The sequence below is a fragment of the Nocardia aegles genome, from assembly GCF_052545135.1.
The window spans coordinates 42812-62479 of sequence record NZ_JBQWRI010000010.1; the positions used below are offsets into that span (position 1 = coordinate 42812).

Annotated in this window: 20 protein-coding genes and 1 riboswitch; of the genes, 8 read left to right on the forward strand and 12 right to left on the reverse strand. The window is 69.4% G+C overall.

The features are described 5' to 3' along the window. Window positions 1–2: 2 nt before the first annotated feature. From hpt to dacB, 4 genes are all read right to left on the reverse strand, one after another. Complete coding sequence (gene hpt, locus ACT89H_RS24080; protein ID WP_039794624.1) at window positions 3–557, reverse strand: hypoxanthine phosphoribosyltransferase; 555 nt, start codon at window positions 555–557, stop codon at window positions 3–5. A 1-nt stretch (window position 558) separates the two neighbouring features. Next, entirely contained in the window at window positions 559–1686 is a 1128-nt protein-coding gene (gene tilS / locus ACT89H_RS24085; RefSeq protein ID WP_445110926.1) for a tRNA lysidine(34) synthetase TilS, read from the reverse strand. A gap of 63 nt (window positions 1687–1749) precedes the next feature. Further along, complete coding sequence (locus ACT89H_RS24090) at window positions 1750–2859, reverse strand: zinc-dependent metalloprotease (protein ID WP_445110927.1); 1110 nt, start codon at window positions 2857–2859, stop codon at window positions 1750–1752. 13 nt (window positions 2860–2872) lie between these two features. Beyond that, window positions 2873–4312 carry a D-alanyl-D-alanine carboxypeptidase/D-alanyl-D-alanine endopeptidase gene (dacB, locus tag ACT89H_RS24095; RefSeq protein WP_445111047.1) on the reverse strand — a complete coding sequence of 480 codons (1440 nt, stop codon included), beginning with the start codon at window positions 4310–4312 and terminating at the stop codon, window positions 2873–2875. A 216-nt stretch (window positions 4313–4528) separates the two neighbouring features. Here dacB and ACT89H_RS24100 point away from each other — a divergent pair, with 216 nt between their 5' ends. Then, a complete protein-coding gene (locus ACT89H_RS24100; RefSeq protein WP_445110928.1) occupies window positions 4529–5020 on the forward strand; it encodes an inorganic diphosphatase in 492 nt (163 codons plus the stop codon). Window positions 5021–5145: 125 nt separating this feature from the next. Here ACT89H_RS24100 and ACT89H_RS24105 read toward each other — a convergent pair whose 3' ends face one another. Both ACT89H_RS24105 and ACT89H_RS24110 read right to left on the reverse strand, forming a co-directional pair. Then, window positions 5146–5388: a hypothetical protein gene (locus ACT89H_RS24105; RefSeq protein ID WP_445110929.1), complete on the reverse strand. Its 243-nt coding sequence runs from the start codon at window positions 5386–5388 to the stop codon at window positions 5146–5148. A 189-nt stretch (window positions 5389–5577) separates the two neighbouring features. Next, on the reverse strand, window positions 5578–6399 hold the full coding sequence (locus tag ACT89H_RS24110; protein WP_445110930.1) for a crotonase/enoyl-CoA hydratase family protein: 822 nt from the start codon (window positions 6397–6399) through the stop codon (window positions 5578–5580). 188 nt (window positions 6400–6587) lie between these two features. Between ACT89H_RS24110 and ACT89H_RS24115 the strand changes: the two genes are divergently transcribed. The 3 genes from ACT89H_RS24115 to ACT89H_RS24125 all read left to right on the forward strand — a co-directional run bounded on the left by ACT89H_RS24115 (window position 6588) and on the right by ACT89H_RS24125 (window position 8120). Then, window positions 6588–6902, forward strand: coding sequence for a 2-oxo-4-hydroxy-4-carboxy-5-ureidoimidazoline decarboxylase (locus tag ACT89H_RS24115; RefSeq protein WP_445111048.1), 315 nt, complete (start codon window positions 6588–6590; stop codon window positions 6900–6902). 53 nt (window positions 6903–6955) lie between these two features. Next, entirely contained in the window at window positions 6956–7432 is a 477-nt protein-coding gene (locus ACT89H_RS24120) for a YbaK/EbsC family protein (RefSeq protein WP_445110931.1), read from the forward strand. 220 nt (window positions 7433–7652) lie between these two features. Continuing rightward, the gene (locus tag ACT89H_RS24125) at window positions 7653–8120 is read left to right on the forward strand and encodes a flavin reductase family protein (RefSeq protein WP_445111049.1); all 468 of its coding nucleotides are present in this window, start codon (window positions 7653–7655) and stop codon (window positions 8118–8120) included. A gap of 12 nt (window positions 8121–8132) precedes the next feature. On the opposite strand, the gene ACT89H_RS24130 is transcribed toward ACT89H_RS24125, so the two are convergent. The 3 genes from ACT89H_RS24130 to ACT89H_RS24140 all read right to left on the reverse strand — a co-directional run bounded on the left by ACT89H_RS24130 (window position 8133) and on the right by ACT89H_RS24140 (window position 10163). Further along, window positions 8133–8504 (reverse strand): helix-turn-helix domain-containing protein, encoded by a 372-nt coding sequence (locus ACT89H_RS24130; protein WP_445110932.1) that lies wholly within the window; start codon window positions 8502–8504, stop codon window positions 8133–8135. Next, window positions 8419–8775, reverse strand: coding sequence for a type II toxin-antitoxin system RelE/ParE family toxin (locus tag ACT89H_RS24135; protein WP_445110933.1), 357 nt, complete (start codon window positions 8773–8775; stop codon window positions 8419–8421). The genes ACT89H_RS24130 and ACT89H_RS24135 overlap by 86 nt, the downstream gene beginning before the upstream one ends. Window positions 8776–8843: 68 nt before the next feature. Next, window positions 8844–10163 (reverse strand): aminotransferase class V-fold PLP-dependent enzyme, encoded by a 1320-nt coding sequence (locus ACT89H_RS24140; protein ID WP_445110934.1) that lies wholly within the window; start codon window positions 10161–10163, stop codon window positions 8844–8846. Between the two features lie 47 nt (window positions 10164–10210). Beyond that, window positions 10211–10324, reverse strand: a riboswitch (SAM riboswitch). A gap of 431 nt (window positions 10325–10755) precedes the next feature. Here ACT89H_RS24140 and ACT89H_RS24145 point away from each other — a divergent pair. Both ACT89H_RS24145 and ACT89H_RS24150 read left to right on the forward strand, forming a co-directional pair. Beyond that, entirely contained in the window at window positions 10756–14667 is a 3912-nt protein-coding gene (locus ACT89H_RS24145) for a Pls/PosA family non-ribosomal peptide synthetase (RefSeq protein WP_445110935.1), read from the forward strand. Beyond that, window positions 14667–16013 carry a M1 family metallopeptidase gene (locus tag ACT89H_RS24150; RefSeq protein WP_445110936.1) on the forward strand — a complete coding sequence of 449 codons (1347 nt, stop codon included), beginning with the start codon at window positions 14667–14669 and terminating at the stop codon, window positions 16011–16013. The genes ACT89H_RS24145 and ACT89H_RS24150 overlap by 1 nt, the downstream gene beginning before the upstream one ends. Here the strand turns inward: ACT89H_RS24150 and ACT89H_RS24155 are convergent, their stop codons facing one another. Then, on the reverse strand, window positions 16014–16199 hold the full coding sequence (locus ACT89H_RS24155) for a hypothetical protein (RefSeq protein ID WP_445110937.1): 186 nt from the start codon (window positions 16197–16199) through the stop codon (window positions 16014–16016). It abuts the gene before it with no gap. 28 nt (window positions 16200–16227) lie between these two features. Beyond that, window positions 16228–16686, reverse strand: a complete 459-nt coding sequence (locus ACT89H_RS24160) for a DUF2752 domain-containing protein (protein WP_445110938.1) — start codon at window positions 16684–16686, stop codon at window positions 16228–16230. A gap of 210 nt (window positions 16687–16896) precedes the next feature. Between ACT89H_RS24160 and ACT89H_RS24165 the strand changes: the two genes are divergently transcribed. Both ACT89H_RS24165 and ACT89H_RS24170 read left to right on the forward strand, forming a co-directional pair. Beyond that, the gene (locus ACT89H_RS24165; RefSeq protein WP_445110939.1) at window positions 16897–17949 is read left to right on the forward strand and encodes an alpha/beta fold hydrolase; all 1053 of its coding nucleotides are present in this window, start codon (window positions 16897–16899) and stop codon (window positions 17947–17949) included. A gap of 142 nt (window positions 17950–18091) precedes the next feature. Further along, the gene (locus tag ACT89H_RS24170; protein WP_445110940.1) at window positions 18092–18547 is read left to right on the forward strand and encodes a hypothetical protein; all 456 of its coding nucleotides are present in this window, start codon (window positions 18092–18094) and stop codon (window positions 18545–18547) included. Window positions 18548–18572: 25 nt separating this feature from the next. On the opposite strand, the gene ACT89H_RS24175 is transcribed toward ACT89H_RS24170, so the two are convergent. Then, window positions 18573–19565 (reverse strand): small ribosomal subunit Rsm22 family protein, encoded by a 993-nt coding sequence (locus ACT89H_RS24175; RefSeq protein ID WP_445110941.1) that lies wholly within the window; start codon window positions 19563–19565, stop codon window positions 18573–18575. Between the last annotated feature and the right edge of the window lie 103 nt (window positions 19566–19668).

The following is a 19668-nucleotide window of genomic DNA, read 5'->3' on the forward strand; positions in this document are numbered from 1 at the left end:
TGTCAGCCGCCGTAGACCTTGGGGTTGAGGGTGCCGATGTAGGGCAGGTCGCGGTAGCGCTCCGCGTAGTCGAGGCCGTAACCGACGACGAATTCGTTGGGGATGTCGAAGCCGACGTGCGCGACCTCCACGGGCGTGCGTAGCGCGTCGGGCTTGCGTAGCAGGGTGACCACCTCGAGCGAAGCCGGGTTGCGAGTGGATAGATTGCGCTTGAGCCACGACAACGTGAGCCCGGAGTCGATGATGTCCTCGACGATCAGCACGTTGCGGCCCGCGATGTCCTTGTCCAGGTCCTTCATGATGCGCACCACGCCCGAGGACGAGGTCGACGACCCGTAGGACGAGACGGCCATGAACTCCATCTGGGTCGGGATCGGCAGGGCCTTGGCCAGATCGGTCATGAAGAAGATCGCGCCCTTCAGCACGCCCACCAGCAGCAGATCGCCCTCGGGAGCGTCGGGGGGATATCGCTTGGCGATGAGTTCGGCCAACTCCTGGGTCTTGGCGGCGATCTGTTCCGCCGTGATCAGCACAGACGCGATGTCATCCCCGTACACGTCAGCTGGGTTCCCTTCCATGGTGATGAGCCCGTTCGGCCGGTTCGGTCTGCGTCATCGGTCCGATGCCATCCTCACCCAGCCGCAGTGTCAGCCTGCCATGTTCGCGCCCGGCGACCAACCTGCTGCCCGGCCGTCCGCCACCGACCGCGACGCCGCCCTGCCCGCGCCAAGCCGTAACCAGTTCGTCGACTGCCTGTAAATGCTTGGTGGTCAGGGCTTTCGCACCGAACTCTAGCAGCCACGCCCGAATTGCCCGTTTACGCAGAGCCGCCGGCGCAGTGGCGAGCGTCTCGATCACCAGCGTCTGCCCATCACTGGCGGTGTGCCGCAGCTCGGCGGCGAGCGCGTCCAGAACCGCCCCGTCCTCCCGCAGTTGCTCGGCCGTACGCGCCAGCGCCGGGGCCACTCCACCGCCGAGGATCTGCTCCAACAGCGGCAACGCCTCGGTGCGCAGCCGGACCCTGGTGAACTCCGGCGCCGTGTTGTGCGGGTCGTCGTGCGGCGTCACGCCCAGATCGGCGCATACCCGCCTGGTGGTTTCCCGGCGCACGCCGAGCAACGGCCGCCCCCACGGCTCGGCGCAGGCGGACATCCCTTGGATCGAGCGGCCGCCCGAGCCACGCGCGAGCCCGAGCAGCACCGTTTCCGCCTGGTCGTCGAGGGTGTGCCCGAGCAGCACCGGAAGGCCCTGGCGCGCGGAGTCCAGCGCGGCGTAGCGCGCCCGGCGCGCGGCGGCTTCCACACCTCCCTCGGTGCCGACTTCGACCGCGAGCACCCGCGCCGACCGGCAACCGAGGGCGAGCGCCTGTGCCGCGGCCTCGGCGGCGACGGCGCCGGAACCCGGTTGCAGGCGATGATCGACCACCAGGGCATCGACCGCGCTGGTCTCGGCCACCGCCGCCGCGGTGAGGGCCAGCGAGTCCGCGCCGCCGGACAACGCCACCGCGACCGCCCGCTCCTCGGACTCGTGCGGCCCGAACCTGCTCAGCCAATCCCGCACCGCCCTGCGGACGGCGAGCACGGCAGCGGTCTCGGGCAAACGCCGGGCGGCGGACGGCCGCCCGGATCCGGATGTCCCGCTCTCCGGCCCGAAGCGCCCGGGTGTCGTTCCTGGCGCACGCCCCATGGGCGCAGCCTACCGGCCGATCGCGCTCGGCGAGTCGCGCCGAGCCGCAATCGGCGGGCCCGCTCAGGCCAGCACTCGCTCGATCCAGCGTTGCGGACGCTCGATCTCGTCGGTGCGCGGCAGCATGTCGGCTTCGGTCCACACCGTGTTGAACCGCGCCATCCCGACGGTGTCGATCACCTCATCGACGAACTTCTTACCGCGCACGTACTGCGCGACCTTCGCGTCCACGCCGAGCAGGGCACGCAGCAGGCGCTGCACCGGGTTGGTCGGACGCCTGCGCCGCTGGTCGAACGCGGTGCGGATCTGCTCGACCGACGGGACGACCGCGGGGCCGACCGCGTCCATGACATGATCGGCGTGCCCCTCCAGCAGCGTGCCGAGCATCAGCAGCCGGTCCAGCGCCGCACGCTGCGGCGGCGCCTGGGTGGCACGCAGCAGGCCGACCACGCCGCGTGCGGCCGGATCGTCGGAGGCGGTTCCGCGACGGCGGTCGCGCAGCTCTTCGACCAGCCGCGACAGCATGTCGCTCATCGGCTCGTCACCGGCCTCGCCGAGGATCTCGACGTTCGCGCGCATGTATTCGCCGAGCCACGGCGCGGAGGCGAACTGCACCCGGTGGGTCACCTCGTGCAGGCACACCCACAGCCGGAAATCGCTCGGCGACACCCCGAGCGCCCGCTCGACCGCCACGATGTTCGGCGCGACCAGCAGTAACGTGCCATCCGCTCCCGTGAACGGGTCGTATTGACCGAGGATCGCGGTGGACAGGAAGGCGAGCATGGCGCCTGCCTGCACCCCGGCGGGTTTGCCCGCGAGGAGCTTACGGTCGGCCGGCGCCTCGCCGGCCCCGGTGAGCTGGGCCATCGAGTCGGCGGCGGCCGAAATCCACCCCGGCCGGTCGACGATCCTGGCCGCCGGGACCGCCCGGTCGTCCAGCAATTCGCTGACCTCGCGCACCGGCGCCTCGGCCCGCATGGAGGCATCGGCGAGCTCGGCGACCACCTGCTCGGCCGAATAGCGCGACGTGCGCGGACCCGCGGGCACCAGAGCGGAGCCGGTCCGCGCGGCCAGGCGCCAATCGACCACACCGGACAGGCCGGAGCGGAGCTTTCGCCGCTCGACCGGGTCTGCGGAGCCGAATTCGGCTGCCTCGGAACCTTGCTGGGTCATGATCAACCACCCGTCACGAGCATCCACAATTTCGCAGCGTGCCTGCGATCGCGTCCAACGCGGGCCTGCTGACCTCCGGCGGTCGATCATTCGACATCAGAGCGAAGGTCAGCACCCGCCCATCGGCGTCCAGCACATATCCGACCAACGCGCTGGAGACCGACAGAGTTCCGGTCTTGGCTCGCACCCAGCCCGCGGCCTGACGATCCCGGGTGACGTAGCGGCTGGTCAGCGAGCCCGTGGCGCCCGCGACCGGCAGGTCGTCGAGCATCGGCGCCAAGGTGGCCGCTACCCGGTCGTTCTGGGGCTTCGCTGTGGTTCCCGCCGGTTGCACCGCCGTGGCGGCGGTGGGAGCGGCCGCGGTCGCCACCACCCGGTCGAGCAATCGCGCGGGAATCCGGTCGTCCACCGAAAGCCCGCTGCTGTCGTGCATATCCAGGCCGGACAGATCGAAACCGGCCTTGCTCAGGGCCGTGCGCACCGCGGTGACCCCGCCGGTGAACGAGGCCTCGCCGCCGGTGGCCGTCGCGATCTCCCGTCCGATCGCCTCGGCGAGCACGTTGTCGGAGTAGACCATCATGTCGCGTAGCCGGTCGCGCAGCGGCGCCGAGCGCACCGAGGCGACCTCGGCCGCGCCCGCAGGGGCGGCGCCCGCCCGGACCCGCGCCGGGTCGAGCCCCAGTTCGGTGGCCAGCCGCCGTCCCGCGTCCAGCGCGGGCGTCGCGGTGCGCGGCGAGTACTCGACCAGCGGCTGTAACCGGCCGCCGTCGATCATCACCGGCTCGATCGGGGCGATGGAACCCTCGGGGATGTCGACCGGGTCCCAGCCTTGCGCCATGGCCGGGCCGGTGTAGGCGGACAGATCGACGACGATGGTGTCCACCGCGCGGCCCGCGGACTTGATCTGGGTGACCAGATCGGACAGGCGCGGTCCGTTCGGGTAGTACCCCTTGCCGTCCGGCTGCGCGGTGAGCGTCGGATCGCCGCCGCCGACCAGCACCAGTTCGTTCGGCGCCGCACCCGCGACCACCTTCGTGGTCACCCGGTGCTCGGCGGGCAGCGTGAGCAGGGCGGCCGCGGTGGTGAGGATCTTCGCGGTGGAGGAGGGGATCATCGGCCGGTTCGCGTCGCCGCTCCACAGCACCGTCCCGCTGTCGGCGTCGGTCACCTGGCCCGCGAACGCGCCGAGGTCCGGATTGGCGATCACCGGCGCCAGCGCGGCGGCGACCCCGGCGGGACTCGGCGCGGAATTGGTGGACCGGGCCGGGCCGACCTGCGCGGACGGCCGGACCGGCGCGGGCGGGGCGGCGATGGTGAGACCACCGTGCCGGAACTCCTCGGTCCACGGCCGCACCGCCAGCAGCGCCACTGCGGCGGCGACGACCGACACGACCAGTACCGTCGAGATCAGCAGCCATCTGTTGCGGCGCCGCCGGGCAGCCAGCCCACCGATGTTCTCGTTGCCACCAAACACGTCGCCGCCGCTCTCCTGACCGATTCCCGCAGCAGCCGCCTGCCGCACCCATGTCCCCGACGACCACACTATCCTCGTTGCGCAACCGTTCCCCTGAACAACCTGGCGAGTCGGCGCACTCCGCAGCGGCCGAGTCGGCAGTCGCCGAAAACAAGCCGAGTCGCACAACTCGGCACCGATGCAGAAGGAGATGGCGTGGAGTTCGACGTCACGATCGAGATCCCCAAGGGTTCCCGAAACAAGTACGAGGTCGATCACGAGACCGGCCGGGTCCGGCTCGACCGGTTCCTGTACACGTCCATGGTCTATCCCGCCGATTACGGCTACATCGACAACACCCTCGGCGAGGACGGTGACCCGCTGGACGCGCTGGTCCTGCTGCCCGATTCGGTGTTTCCCGGCGTGATCGTGGAGGCCAGGCCGGTCGCCATGTACAAGATGACCGACGAGGCGGGCGGCGACGACAAGATCCTGTGCGTGCCCGCGGGCGATCCGCGCTGGGACCACATCCAGGATCTGAAGGACGTCCCGGAGTTCGAGTTGGCCGCGATCAAGCACTTCTTCGAGCGCTACAAGGATTTGGAGCCCGGCAAGTTCGTCAAGGGCTCGGAGTGGGTCGGACGGGCCGAGGCCGAGGCCGAGGTGGCGGCGTCCATCCAGCGGCTGAAGGACCAGGGCGGGCACTGAAACCCTTCGGGCACAACGAAAGCGGGGAGTCCGACAGGCACGGACTCCCCGCTTCGCGGTCCGGGGTCACGAAAGGCGAAAAGGGACACCCGGAATCCGGATGCCCCTTCTCAGTGACAGGTGGCTCAGTAGTAGATGTACAGGTCGTAGCCGTCCCAGGTCTCGAAGCACTCCCAGTAGTAGCCGCCGGTGCTCGGCGACTCGCCGTCGGCCCGGCACGCGCTCAGCGTGGCGTAGGTGCCGACGTAGGTGCCGCCGTAGGCGACCTCCTGGTAAACCGGTGCGGCCGAGGCCGAAGCGGCCGTCGACACCCCGGCGACGGCAGCGGTGGCCAGCAGACCAGCGGCGAAGAAAGACTTGATACGCATTGTTCTTGCTCCTGAATGCGAGAGGAAATTTCTGACGCCTCAAACGATATGGGCGATCGGAGCCCCGCACAGCCACCCCTAGGGTGAGGGCGATGCAACCCTGAGGCGAATCACCTTACCCACCCTCGATACCCACCCTTGGGTTCCGCGGGTGACGCACTCGGCCGGGTGCGAGCGCGCCGCCGGGTGTCACTGTCCGCGGAATTCCGGAGGCCGCTTCTCGAAGACGGCCCTGACCGCCTCGGTGAGGTCCTCCGACGGCAGAAACGCGGCATTCCACGCGGAGACGTAGCGCAGGCCCGCGGCGATCTCGTCCGTGCGCCGCTGATCCAGTACGTCTTTGACGCCCTGCACCACCAGCGGCGGGTTCGCGGCGATCTCGCGCGCGGTGGCGTGCGCCGCGTCCAGCGCCGCCTCTCGGTCCGGGAAGACGTCGTTGACCAGGCCGATCTTCTCCGCGCGCGCGGCGTCGATGTCCTTGGCGGTGTAGGCGAGTTCGCGCAGGTGGCCCTCCCCGATGATGCCGGGAAGCCGTTGCAGCGAGCCGATGTCGGCGACGATCGCGACTTTCGCCTCCCGCAGACTGAACTTCGCCTCCGCGCTGGCGTATCGGATGTCGGCCGCCGCGATGAGATCGAGCCCGCCTCCGATGCACCAGCCGGACACGGCCGCGATCACCGGCTTGCGACAGTCCGCCACGGCCGTGACCGCCGCCTGCATCTTGCGCACGTCGATGAGGAAGCCGGTGCGCGGGGCGGCCTGCGCGCGATCGGCCAGCAACGGGCCGAACATGCCGCTCATCGCGGGCAGGTCCAGGCCGTAGGAGAAGTGCTCACCGGAGCCGGTGAGCACGACGGCGCGCACCTGGGAATCGGCGTCCAGTGCCTGGAACACTTCCGGCAGCTCACGCCAGAAGTCGGGACCCATCGCGTTGCCCTTGCCGGGGCCGATCAACGTCACCTGCGCGACATGATCCTTGGTTTCGACGGTGAAAGCCTGCCAATCTGTCATTTGTACAGCGTATCGAGACACAGCGGCGCCCGTGCCCGACCCTGGCGATGGGGACTCGGAGGAAAACCTCGCAGCGTGTAAAAGCTGTGCAAAATCGGAATGGTCTACTGGTTCCCGGTTGGCAGAACAGTGGATCATGAGCAGGTCAGCAAACCTCACATTCACCGGCTTCGGAGGACATCGTGCTGATGCATCGCGGGATCGGTCTGGACCGCTTCAACGAAATGCCCCGCGGCCGCGCGGTGCACGCGCTGTACGAGTGCTGCTGCAACGTGACGTGGGCGGCGACACTCGCCGACGCCCGCCCCTATCCCGATCGGGACGCCTTGCTGAGCAAGGCCGACGTCGAATTGCTCGCGCTGTCGCAGCGCGACGTCGACCGCGCCTTCGAAGGGGTTGCGCACGAGCCCATCTCGGCGCGCGACGTGACCGAACTCGCGCGGATCACCCGTACGCGGATAGCCGGGATGCTCGGCCCGGCCGAGGGTTACCCGGAATACTGAGCCGCTGCGCGACTTCCCCGGCGTCCAGTCCGCAATCGCTCTACCCTGGTGGGATGCGCAGGTCGTCATTGCCACCGGTCGCCTGCCGGGTCGCGGACACCCTCATTTCCCGGGGCCATCACGGTCTCATCGTCGCTCGGCCGGAGCCGATCCATACCGCCGTCGACGCCGCGCGGGTACTCGGCGTCGACGTAGGGGCGATCACGAAGTCACTCGTGTTCCTGCTGGACGACGACCCAGTGTTGCTGCTGGTCTCCGGGGCGCACCAGGTGGACCTGGCGAAGACCGGCGCGCGGCTGGAAGGGACGCTGACCAGCGCCCCCGCCGACATGGTGTGCGAGGTGACCGGTCAGCCCATCGGCGGTGTCGCGCCGGTCGGCCACCCGACCAACCTGCCCACCTGGGTGGACAACGCGCTGGCGCACCATCGGGAGATATGGGCCGCGGGCGGGCATCCGAACACCATCTTCCGCACGTCGTTCCGGGAGCTGCTGCGGATCACCGCGGGCCTTCCGATCGACGTCGACTGACGTCGCGCGAACGTGCCGGACACCACCGAGCGCGAGTTCGATGCACAGCCGCCGAGTCCGGCGAGCGGATCGCGTTCATCGTCGTGCGATGAAACGCCCCCGCCATGGGCGGAAAGACCGGGCGTAGTTTCGTGATGTGACCGACGCACCACAGCCCGCGACGGAACTACCGGTTCCGACTGATCGCAACGGCATCACCGCAGAGCAGTATCGCGCGTCCATGCGCCACTATCCGGCCGGCGTCACCGTCGTCACGCTGCATTCACCGCAGGGGCCGGTCGGCTTCACCGCGACGTCCTTCGCCTCGCTGTCGCTGGACCCGCCGCTGGTGTCGTTCAACATCGCGCACACCTCCTCCAGCCTGTCCGGCCTACTGGACGCCGAGTCCGTCGTCATCCACTTCCTCGGCGAACACCAGCAGCACCTGGCCCACCGGTTCTCGCGGACCGCGGAGGAACGTTTCACCGACCGATCCCTGTGGACCACCCTCGACACCGGCGAACCGGTCCTGCACGGCACGCCCATCTGGCTGCGCGCCACCGTGCACCAACTGATCCCCATCGGTGACCACACCCTCGTCGTCGGATTGGTCACCCGGGTCCACGACAACACCGACGAGAAGCCGTCCGCCGCACCGCTGCTGTACTACCACGGGCGCTACTACCGGCCGACCGCCCTCGGCGACTGACCCGGAATTCCGCTACGCCACCCGCGGCCGCACCTGCACCACCAACTCGGCGTCGAGCGCATGGGCCAGCCGCTCCAGCACAGGAAGGCTGGGCACCGTCCCACCCGCCTCGAACCTGGCGACCGCGGACTGGGTCATACCTGCGGCGTCGGCCAGTCCGGTCTGACTCCAGCCTCGTTCCTCGCGCATCCGCCGAATTGTCCGCCCCAGTTCATAGGCCAACCGAGCCGCCTCATAAGCTTCCGCGGCGCCGGGCTCCTTCATCCGGCGGTTCCTGATTTCCGCCCAATCACCACGCTCAGCCATTGATCTCATCCTCCTCGGCCGTATGCCGCTCCGCGATGCAGCGGTCGAGCGCTCGCCGCGCTCGCTCGACCTCGGCATGCTCCCGCATCCTCGTCTTGACGAATACGGTCAGCATCACGATCCGACGCCCGGGCGCAATCCAGTAGGTGAGCCGGACCGCGAAACTGTCCAAATAGAACCGCAGTTCCCGCAGCTTACCGTCCAGCTGCCGGGTATACGGCTCGCCGAGTAGCGGTCCCTTGTCCTCGAGCAACTCGATATAGAACGCCACCCGGGCGAATGCTACCGAGGGGAGCCTTTCCACCCAATCGCGTACCTCCGGTTCCAACTCCACAATACCCCAACCCATAGCATCGATGCTATAGCGTGTGGCAGCAGAAGTGCCCGCTTCGATGAAACCGAGGGATAAGCGTGGTGTCAGCCCACTAGGCAAGGGGCCGCGCCGGTGGGGGCGGTGGAGGTGAAGGGGCGGGTTTCCGGAATGGGGTTCCATACGCCGTTCTCGGCGGCATAGTCCCAGGTGGGGCCCGTCGCCACGAGGCCGGCGATCGCATCGACCAGGCGGTCCACATCGCCTGCGGTGGTGCCCAAGCCGATGCTCGCGCGCAGTGCGCCGTCCAAGCCGAGGCGGGTGAGCAGGGGGTGGGCGCAGAAGCGTCCGTCGCGCACGCCGATGCCGTGTTCGGCGGAGAGATAGGCGGCGACCTGGCCGGGGGCGAAATCGTCCACGGTGAAGGCGACGATGCCGACGGAGTCGGGACTGTCGGACCAGATGCGCAAGAGCCGGACACCGGGAATCGCGGCCAAGCCGTCCCGGAGGCGGTCGGCGAGCCGATGTTCGTGCGCGGCAAGGGTTTCGGCGTCGATGGCACAGAGTGCGTCACAGGCGGCGGCCAGCGCGGCGGCTCCGAGCACGTTCGGCGACCCGGCTTCGTGCCGCTGCGGAGCCTGCGCCCACTCGGCCCCGTCGGCACTCACCTCACGCACCGCGCCACCGCCCGCCAGGTAGGGCCGGGCCAGGTCGAGCCAATCTCGCCTGCCCACCAGCACACCCGCCCCGAACGGCGCGTAGAGCTTGTGACCGGAGAGGGCGAGGTAGTCGATTCCGCTGGTGCGCAGGCTGATTCGTCGATGCGGCGCCAACTGGGCCGCGTCGACCAGGATCCGGGCGCCGCACTGGTGCGCGACGGTGGCCAGCCGCTCCAGCGGAAGCACCTCGCCGGTGACGTTCGACGCGCCGGTCACCGCGAGCAACGCGGCGGGCTTGCTGCACAGTTCGGCGACCAGCCTGCCGATGGTCTCCTCGACCGTGTCGGCGGAACGCACGACGCGCCTGCCCTGCCTGGTCCAAGGCAGGAAGTTGGCGTGGTGCTCGATGTCGAGCACCACAGTGTCGCCGGGGACGCAGGACGCGAGCAGGTTCAGCGAGTCGGTGGTGTTGCGGGTGAACACCACCACGTGGTCGTCGGCGGCGTCGAGGAACCGGGAGACCGACCCGCGAGCGGCCTCGTAGCACTCCGTGGAAATCCGGGACGCGTAGCCCGCGCCGCGGTGCACACTCGCGTAGAACGGGAGCAACTGCTGCACCCGGTCGGTAACCCGCGCCAATGCCGGTGCGCTCGCCGCGTAGTCGAAGTTGGCGTAGGTGGCCGTTCCGCCCTGCACCAGCGGCACGCGCAGTTCGTCGCCGGAGACCCGGGCAAGGGCGGCGCAGGTGTTGTCGACAGTGGTAGTCATCACGTGAATCCCGTCGGCTCAGGGACTCGCAATCGAATGATTCGTCGAGTCCGCGCTTGCCGCGCCCGGTCGGGCGGCGGCCGGGTCGTCACCCGGAGCACCCCACCGCGGAGGAGGGTTGCCGGCCAGCAAGCCGGGGCTTCGCGCTGGCACTCATGACCTGACCCGAGAGTGGCAGAAGCGCCCCGGCGCTGTCAACCACGCTCGACCCCGAGTCCCCATGAGCACCGCGTGGAGATAACCACCACGCGTGCACCTTTACAAGCACCCCCACGACAACGCGCGAGCCGCCGGTCGCGGAGTCCGCACCGACCGATGAGCGGAATCACATCCGCGGATCAGCGATCTTCCAGCGAATAACGCTGTGCGCCGCCGACCTGCGAATGCCGTGCCGGCACGGCATATATCGATTCCACCTGCAACAACGCGCGCGGGGCCGGTCGCTCCGTCACCCGGTCAGGTGAACAACGGACGACGACAACCCCGGGTACCGTGGACAACTGGCCATCGCGGCGTTTGCCCTTTGGTAACCCAGCTATGGCACAACAACAGGAAAGTGTGAGGCAGGTCGATGGGAGGTGCGCAGAGCACCATGCTCGAGACAGACGTCGACGCGACCGCGGGCCCGTTGTCGCGCGGTGACCGCGCACCGGAGGCCAGGACGCTGGTCGACATCCTGACCGCGACAGCGCTCGCCCATCCCGACGCACCCGCCATCGATGACGGCCGAGTGGCGCTGTCCTATCTGGAGCTGGTCGTCGAGATCGAGAAGACCATGGCGCGTCTCGCCACCGCTGGTGTGCGACCGGGCGACCGGGTCGGCGTGCGCATCCCGTCGGGCACCTGCGAGCTCTACGTGACCATCCTCGCCGTCCTGTACGCCGGCGCCGCTTACGTGCCGGTCGACGCCGACGATCCGGACGAGCGCGCCCACCTGGTCTTCGGGGAGGCGCAGGTCACCGCGATCGTGACCGCGGAGGGCATCGAGACCACCGCCGCGGGCATCCGCGCGGCGGAGCGGCAGCGCGAACAGATCTGGTCCACCCTGCCCACTCCCGGCGACGACGCCTGGATCATCTTCACCTCCGGCTCCACCGGAACGCCGAAAGGCGTTGCGGTCACCCACCGCAACGCGGCCGCCTTCGTCGATGCCGAAGCGGATCTGTTCCTCCGGGACGCTCCGATCGGTCCCGGTGACCGGGTGCTCGCCGGTCTGTCGGTCGCCTTCGACGCGTCCTGCGAGGAGATGTGGCTCGCTTGGCGCAACGGCGCCTGCCTGGTGCCCGCCCCGCGCGAGTTGGTGCGCACCGGGGCGGATCTCGGTCCCTGGCTGGTGCGGCGGCAGATCACCGTGGTCTCGACCGTCCCGACGCTGGCGGCGACCTGGCCGGTCGAGGCGCTGGAGGCGGTGCGCCTGCTCATCTTCGGCGGCGAGGCCGTGCCACCGGAACTCGCCGAGCGTCTCGCCGGCAACGGTGACGTCGCGCGTGAGGTGTGGAACACCTACGGACCCACCGAAGCCACCGTCGTCGCCTGCGCCGCGCGATTGGACGGCCAGTGGCCGATCCGAATCGGGTTGCCGCTCAACGGCTGGGATCTGGTCGTCGTCGATGCGGCGGGCAACCCGGTGGCCGAAGGGGAATCCGGCGAATTGGTGATCGGCGGCGTCGGACTCGCCCGCTATCTCGACCCGGTCAAGGACGCCGAGAAGTACGCGCCGCTGGCCTCCGTCGGCTGGGAACGCGCCTACCGCAGCGGCGACCTGGTGCGCAACGACAGCACCGGTCTGGTGTTCCTCGGCCGCGCCGACGATCAGATCAAGCTGGGCGGGCGGCGCATCGAACTCGGCGAGATCGATAACGCTCTGCAACACCTGCCGGGAGTCACCGGCGCCGCGGCGGCCATCCGGACCACCAAGGCGGGCAACAAGCTTCTGGTCGGGTATCTGACCGGGCCCGGACCGGACTTCGATGCCAAGGCCGCGCGCGCCATCCTCGCCGGACAGCTTCCGGCGCCGCTGGTGCCCCGGCTCGCCGTGGTCGACGAACTGCCCACCCGCACCTCCGGCAAGGTCGACCGCGACGCGCTGCCCTGGCCGCTGCCCACCGCCGCCGAGGACGACGACGACAACGAGCTGACCGGCACGGCCCTGTGGATAGCCGGACTGTGGGATGCCATCCTCGGCGCGGAGGTCGGCGATCTCGACGCGGACTTCTTCGACCTGGGCGGCGGCTCGCTCGCGGCGGCGCAGCTGGTCACCGCCCTGCGCGAACGGTATCCGCAGATCGCCGTCGCGGACGTCTACGACCATCCCCGCCTCGGCGCGCTCGCCGAACTGCTGGAGCGGACCACGCCCGCTGTGGCCGTCGCCGACCGAACGGTGCGCCCGACGCCACCGCTCGCGCAAGCCGCGCAACTGCTGGCCACCGTCCCGCTGACCACCCTCACGGGATTGCAGTGGCTCACCTGGCTGGCGATCGTCGGCAATATCGCGGCTTGGTCCGGCTCGCTGCCCTGGCTGCCGCAACTGTCCTGGTGGTGGACGCTCGTCGCGTTCGTGCTGTTCATCTCGCCGCTCGGCCGGATGGCGATCTGCGTGTCCGGGGCGCGGCTGCTGCTGCGCGGCGTCCGGCCCGGGCGCTATCCACGTGGCGGCTCGGTGCATCTGCGGTTGTGGGCGGCCGTCCGCCTCTCCGAGGCCAGCGGCGCGGAGAACCTGTCCGGCGCCCCGTGGATGGTGCCGTTCGCCCGCGCGCTCGGCGCGAAGATCGGCAAGGGTGTCGACCTGCACAGCCTGCCGCCGGTGACGGGCATGCTCGAACTCGGCGACGGTTGCAGCGTCGAGCCGGAGGTCGACCTGTCCGGCTACTGGATCGACGGTGACGTGGTGCACCTCGGCCCGATCACCGTCGGCCCCGGCGCGGTGGTCGGCTCGCGCTCGATCTTGCTGCCGGGCACGAAAATCGGTAAGAACGCCGAGGTGGCGCCGGGCTCCGCGGTAGCGGGCAAGGTGAAGGCGGAACAGGAGTGGGCCGGTTCGCCCGCGGTGAAGGTGGGCAAGGCCCAGCACCGCTGGCCCGCGCACACGCCTGATCGAGCCCGGCGCTGGGTCGGCGTCTTCGGCATCACATCGATCGCGTTGGCCGCCATGCCGATTCTCGGCATCGGCGCCGGTGGCGCGTTCCTCGCTTGGGGTATTCGCGACACCCGCACACTCGCGGGCGGCGTCGCGCGCGCGTTCGCGGTACTGCCCTTCGCGACCCTGCTCAGCCTCGGCGTCTACGCCGCGACGACCATCGTCGCGGTCCGGCTGCTGAGCATCGGCCTGACCGAGGGCTACCACCCGGTGCGCAGCCGGGTCGGCTGGCAGGCATGGGCCACGGAGCGTCTGCTGGATTCCGCGCGCACCTTCCTGTTCCCCCTGTACGCCAGCCTGCTCACCCCGCTGTGGCTGCGCTTGCTCGGCGCGAAGGTGGGCAAGAGCGTCGAGGCGTCCACGGTGCTGCTGCTGCCGAAGTTCACCACCGTCGCCGACGGCGCGTTCCTCGCCGACGACACCATGATCGCCGGTTACGAACTCGGCGGCGGCTGGCTGCACATCGGTGCGGCCAAGGTCGGCAAGCGCGCCTTTCTCGGCAACTCCGGCATGACCGCCCCCGGACGACGGGTCCCGAAGAACGGGCTGGTCGCGGTGCTGTCGGCAGCGCCGTCCAAGGCGAAACCGGGCTCGTCCTGGCTGGGCAGCCCGCCGGTCCGGCTGCGCCGCGCCGCGGAGAACGCCGACACGGCGCGCACTTTCGATCCGCCCGCCCGCCTGCGCGTCGCCCGCGGTGTCGTGGAGACCTGCCGCTTGATTCCGGTTCTGGTGACCTTCGCGATCGGGCTCGGCGTGCTGGGCACCCTCGCGTGGCTCGCGCAGACTTTCGGCTACCTGGCCGCCGGGCTGCTCAGCGGGCTGGTGCTGCTGGGGGCGGGCGCGGTCGCGGGGACGAGTTCGGTAGCGGCCAAATGGTTGCTCGTGGGGCGGATCGGCGCCGAGGAGCATCCGCTGTGGAGTTCGTTCGTGTGGCGCAACGAGGTCTCCGACACCTTCGTGGAGACGGTTGCCGCGCCGTGGTTCGCGCGCGCGGCGACCGGTACGCCCGTACTGAACCTCTGGCTTCGCGGCCTCGGCGCCGACATCGGGCGCGGGGTATGGTGCGAGTCCTACTGGCTACCGGAGGCGGACCTGGTGACTCTCGGCGACGGCGCGACCGTGGAACGCGGCTGTGTGGTGCAGACCCACCTGTTCCACGACCGGATCATGGCCATGGACACCGTCACCCTCGGTGCGGGCGCCACCCTCGGTCCGCACTGCGTGGCGCTGCCCGCCTCGACGCTCGGCGCCGGCGCGACCATCGGCCCGGCGTCCCTGGTCATGCGCGGTGACGCCGTGCCCGCCTCGACGCGCTGGTGGGGCAACCCGATCGCGCCCTGGTTCACGGGCGACCCCGGGGTGCGCTGATGGCGGGCAAGTTCTACGAAGCCCCCATCGACGAGTACCTCCCGCAGAACGGCAACCGGGGGTATCGGGTCTCCCGGTACGAGCTGGAATTGGCCTACCGGGTGTCGGCCAACCGGCTCACCGGGCGCGCCGCGATCACCGCGGTGGCCACCGAGCCGCGCACCCGGTTCGCGCTCGACCTCGGCCAGGCGCTGAGCGTGTCGAAGGTTTCCGTCAACGGGATCAAGGCCGCGAAATTCGGCCACCAGCACGGCAAGTTGGTCGTCACGCCGCAACAGCGGATTCCGGCGGGCGGCGTGCTCGCGCTGGTGGTGCAGTACGGCGGTAGCCCGAAACCGGTGCGCGGGCCGTGGGGCGAGGTCGGGTGGGAAGAGCTGACCGAAGGCGCGATCGTGGCCAGCCAGCCCAACGGCGCGGCGTCCTGGTTCCCCTGTGACGACCATCCGAGTTCCAAAGCCAGCTACCGGATTTCGATCACCACCGATTCGCCCTACTACGCGGTGGCCAACGGAACCCTGCTGCGCAAGCAGACCAAGTCCAGTCAGACCACGTGGGTGTACGAACAAGCCGAGCCGATGTCGAGCTACCTGGCCACCATCCAGATCGGTCACTACCGCAAGCACCGCATCGGTTCTTCGCACTCCCTGGTGCCGATGCACGCGATCCTGCCGCCGCGGTTGCGCGCCAACTTCGATCACGATTTCGCTCGGCAGCCGAGGATGCTCGAGGTCTTCAGCGAGAAATTCGGCCCCTACCCGTTCGCGGACTACACCGTCGTCGTCACCGACGACGAACTGGAGATCCCGATCGAGGCGCAGGGTATCTCCATCTTCGGCGCCAACCACTGCGACGGACGCCGTGGCGCGGAACGGCTGGTCGCGCACGAGCTGGCGCACCAGTGGTTCGGCAACAGCCTGACCATCCGGCAGTGGCGCGACATCTGGCTGCACGAAGGCTTCGCCTGTTACGCGGAATGGATCTGGTCGGAGGCCGCGGGCGGACCCACCGCCGATCAGCTGGCCCGCGCCGCGCGGCACAACCTGGCCCGCGAGCCCCAGGACATCGTCATCGGCGATCCGGGACCGCAGCGCATGTTCGACGATCGCGTCTACAAACGGGGTGCGCTCACCCTGCACGCTCTGCGCCTGGAACTCGGCGACTCGACCTTCTTCGACCTGTTGCGGGAATGGACCATTCGCTACCGCCACGCGTCGGTGACCACCGAGGAATTCACCGACCTGGCCGGGCACTACAGCCTGGTGTCGTTGCGCCCGCTGTGGGACAGCTGGCTGCTCGCCGAACGATTACCACAGCTGCCGCCCTACGGCGGCGCATCGATGGCCTGATCAGAACACCAGATAACGCGCGGCGAGTTCCTCGACCAGCGGATCGTCCTCCGGCACGTTGGCCAGCGCGTCCAGGTCGGTCTCCAGGGCGATCTGCCGGGGGTCGTCGTGCTCGGTGTCCCGCGGGTCCTCGATGAGCTGGCGCAGCAATTTCTGTTGGACCCGGATCTTCAGCGAATCGTTCATACCTGAGGGCTGCCCGCACACCCGCGTGTTACACCGGTGTGAACAGGGTTCCCCAGGGTGTGTTGCGGACGACCGTGTAGATCGCCAGCACCGCGAAGAATGTCCACATGGTGGTCCGGCTGATCGACGGCAGCCGCATCTTCTGGCCGCGCCACGCTCGAACCGTCCAGTCCAGCACCCACACCGCGAACGCGAGAACCAGCGGAAGCGCGAGCAAGTTGCTGTGCAGGGCATCCAGGACATGCCCGTCGGTGAGATTGTGCACGGCGCGCATTCCGCCGCAGCCGGGGCAGTACCAGCCGGTCAGCGCGTAGACCGGGCAGATGCCGTAGGAGCCCTCGACGTGCGGGTCGCGCAGGTGCAGCAGCACGCCGACGCCCACGCCGGCACCCGCCACCAGCAGCGGAATTGCCGCCCCGCGCCACCCGGTCTTCGGCTCGGTTCCCGGGTCCGCCAGAGGGCCGGAGGCAGGATGCGCGATGTCCACGGGTCAACCGTAACCGGGCGGCGACCTCCGCCGCTACGCCGCTGCGACCGAAATGAAGCGCGCGTGATTTTTTTCTTTCGAAATGATCTTTACCGTATCGAATCCGGGGGTACTCCCCGATATACACCAGGGATGCCGTCGTACGGCGCTAACACTAGCAAGCAGCGCAGCTTGCACTGTACGGTGACGGTGGACACAAAGGAGTGCCTGATGCTGGCGAAGTCGATGAGGACGCTGGTGGACGCGTGCAACGGTGCGCTCACCGCCGATTACCGTGCCGGACTGCGGTCGCGCACCTTCCGGACCGCGTCGTTGAACGCGCCGACCGCCCGCCACGCGGTCATTCCGGTCACCACCACAGACGGCGCTCGGCTGCGAGTACACGCCTACGGCCCGGCCGAGGGCGATGTGATCGTCCTGATCCACGGCTGGAGTTGCAGCATCGAGTACTGGAACCCGCAGATCAACGCGTTCGCCGACCGGTATCGCGTGGTCTGCTACGACCAGCGTGGACACGGCGCGAGCGAATCCGGCACGTCCGTCCCCAGCAAAGAGTCACTGGCCGACGATCTATCGGTCGTTCTGAACGCCACACTGCGCCCCGGACAGCGGGCCGTGCTGGTCGGCCACAGCATGGGCGGTATCACCGTGCAGGCGTGGGCGGCTCGCTATCCGGAGCAGGTCCGCAAGCAGGCCGCCGCGGCCGTCCTGTTGAACACTACGTCGGGCAACATTCGCTACGACACCGATCTGCTTCCGCTGCTGAACAAGCCGTTGACGCTGGCCGACCGCCCGGTCACCGTGCTCGGCGCCACTGTGCGGATGCCCATGATCATCGCCGAGACGCTGCTCACCGCCCCGGTCCCGCTGCCGGGCGGCTGGCCGGCCGGCGCGCTGCTCAAGGCACGCGTGATGACCCCGCATGCGACCCCGGATGAGGTGGAGTTCGCACTGGGCATCGTGCGCTCGTGCCGACCGCTCACCCGCGGCAGGCACGCCGCCGCCCTCGCCGACATGGATCTCGCCGAAGCCGCCGCCTCCCTCACGGTGCCCACCACGGTGATCGCGGGCGCCCACGACCGCTTGCTGCCCGAGCGCATGTCGCGGCGCATCGCCGACGCTCTCGCGGGAACCGGTCACTTGGCCGCCTACCACGTCTGGCCCACGGGCCACCTGGGCAATATCGAAGCCGCCGACCGCTTCAACGCGGAATTGGCCGCCATCGCCGAGCGCGCCCACCTGCGCTCCGCGGCCACCGGCTGACCCGGGAACGTTCTCCCGGCCCGGTTGACGGCGCCCGGTCGAGGAGCATCGTTTTCGCGGCAATCACCCGCTCCCGTTAACATTCGGCGAACTCATGTCGACACAGCTGACAGACATTTCGGGTCCGACGAAGGGAGCAGTGGTGAATGTCCGGCATGGTGTGGCGGTCCTGTCCCTGGCCATGGGCGCACTCGGTGCGACCGCCCCGGCGGTATCCGCGCTTCCCCTCGGGGTTCCCCCGGCACGAACGCTCTGCGACGGCGGCGGCGCGGGCATCGGCATGATCGCCGCCTACTACGACCCCGATCGCAACTACTCCGGTACCCCGACGCTGTGGATCCGCCCGGAGTTCGTCTACGCACCCGACCGGCCCGGCGGCTCCTGCGGCGTCGAAGTGACGGTTTCCTGGCGAAATTCCGACACCGGAGTGTTCGGCACTCTGCCCCCGATCCGGGTCGAGGACAGCACACCGGCCGATGAGAACGTCGCGGACTCGTGGGTGCCGCTGTCCATTCCCTCCGGGTTGGGCCGGGTGGAAGTTCTGATCGCGACGGACTCCCCCCACGTCCCCGGAAAGGGAGTCTTCGTCGTGACGTAGTGCTCGCAACAGCGGGCAGCGGCGATCACTCCGCCGCACGGCGCGATGGTGGCCAGACGTCGCCCCATTCCACATCCCTCGCCCCGCGGTACGCCTCACCCTGCCGCTTCGAGACGAGGTCTTGCCGCATCCCGTCGTCGCCCGTGCAGACTTGCAGCGTGACCAGCCCCTTGCGTTTGAGCGGATGACGCAGGATTCGACCCGGCGCGGGGGCGTATGCGGTCCTGGACGCGACCACATAGGAGAATTTCTCGTCTTCGTGACCGAGTTCGCCGCCCTTCAAGCGCCGGTGCAGCGAGGTCCGGTTGATTCGCGTGCTGAAATGGCACCAGTCCGTTCCCTCGGCCAGCGGACACACGCGCTGATGCGGACAGGGTGCCACCACAGTCATATCCGCACCGATCAAGACCTCACGAGCGGCGAGGATTCTGCGGTGGCCGTCCGGAGTTCCCGGCTCGATCACGGTCACCACGTCCGCCCCCTCGGCCGACCGAGCCACCAGGTCGGCCTGGTCGGCCTCGGAAAGCTCGCTCAGCACATAGGAGATCGTGACGAGGTCCGCTGGGCCGAATGCTTCCCGAGCGGCGAACGAGGTCCGCCGCCACACGGCGGAGCGCAGCGCCGCGGCGGTCGCGCCGGCCGCGAGCCCGCGCCCCAGTCGCAGCGCTTCGTCCACCTGATCGAGCACGGTCACCTCGGCCAACGAGGGGAACAGTCCGGCCGCTGCCCACAACGCCGCGCCGGTGCCCCCGCCGACGTCGAGCATTGTCGTGGGCTGAAAGCCGGGCGCCTGCTCGGCGAACCGCTCGAGCGCACTACGCACGGCCGCCCACGTCGCGGGCATGCGATAAGCGGCGTAGGCGGTGACGTCGGCGGTCGAAGCGAGGATCGGCGTCGCTGCCGGGCGCGGGTCCCGGTAGCGCGAGATCAGCCGGTCGACCGAGGTGGCGAGCTGCCGCTGGGGAACGCCCGCGCATGCTCGATCGAGTGCCTCGACGAGTTCGACGGGCAGTTCCACCCGAGAAACTCCTTTGATCTGTGATGACTGGCCCGTCATTCTGTCATGGCGGTGCGCGCCCGCCGAGCCATGGCCCGCGCCGTGCTCGAGGATCGCGCGGTGG